Annotated in this window: 1 protein-coding gene; it reads left to right on the top strand. The window is 45.4% G+C overall.

The genetic code is table 11. The features are described 5' to 3' along the window. Window positions 1-924: HEAT repeat domain-containing protein (locus GNE10_RS34775; RefSeq protein WP_311774914.1), on the top strand; the 924-nt coding region annotated here is incomplete at its 5' end. Window positions 925-1,020 lie beyond the last annotated feature (96 nt).

The following is a 1,020-nucleotide window of genomic DNA, read 5'->3' as shown; positions in this document are numbered from 1 at the left end:
CCCCCATCCCCCCATCTCCCCACTCTCTTAATTCACATGGTCAACTTTGAAACTCAATCCGGGGAAAATCCAATTCAGCTATCCCACGCCGAAACAGATGCTTTGCTTGCAGCAGTCAGCGAGCAATTAAATCAAAATACCTTCAACCCTGATGACCAAAAAATCCTCAAGCAAATGATTGAGAGTATGGGAGATTCACGGGGAATGGTACGTTTGAGTTTTGCTGAGGCATTGGGTAAAGTCGGTAAACCTGTAACTCCTCTATTATTGGAAGCGGTGGCAAATCACCCAAATCCAGTTGTCAGGAGAGCCAGCACTAAAACTTTGACATTGATTGCCGATCCGATCGCAGTTCCCACCTTAGTGAATGCCCTCCTCAATGATGAAGATACCGTAGTCAAAGGTTCCTCAGTGGGAGCGCTGGCTAGAATTGGTGAAGCTGCCGTACCAGCATTGTTGGAAATTTTAGCTTCATCCACATATCCAGAAAGCGCTAAAGGATATGCAGCATGGGCGTTAGCATTTATTGGAGCAGAGGGTAGAGAATATCTATATCGAGAAATTAACTCTGATTCACCAGAAGTCAGGGCGGCGGTGGTGGGAGCGATCGCTAAAATCGCTGAAGAAAGTACAGAAACCGAAGCATTTCAAATCTTGATTAATGCCCTCACCGATGCATCTCCAATCGTGCGATGCGAAGCTGCGGTAGCTTTGGGTAGCTTAGCTCATCAACCAGCGATTCCCAACTTCGTTGAGTTATTGCATCATCCCGATTGGGAAACTCGAAAAGCAGCCGCCTTAGCATTAATGAAAATTGGTGATGTTATTGCCTTAGAACCTCTGCAAACCGCATTGACGCAAGAACAGGAAGCAGGAGTTCAAGCGGTAATTAAATTAGCAATTTCTCAACTTGAAAAAGATTAAAAATAAACACAATCACGTGTTATATCATGTCCGCTTGATTACTTATTAAACCCGAAAAACCCCACCCCTTAATCCCCTCCCCGCTCTTCGGGAGGG

Origin of the sequence: Nostoc sp. 2RC (genome assembly GCF_014222165.1) — a bacterium.
In the GTDB taxonomy this organism is placed as follows: Bacteria; Cyanobacteriota; Cyanobacteriia; order Cyanobacteriales; family Nostocaceae; genus Nostoc; species Nostoc linckia.
The sequence above is the reverse complement of the archived record's forward strand: the minus strand, read 5'-3'. Positions and strand labels throughout refer to the sequence as shown.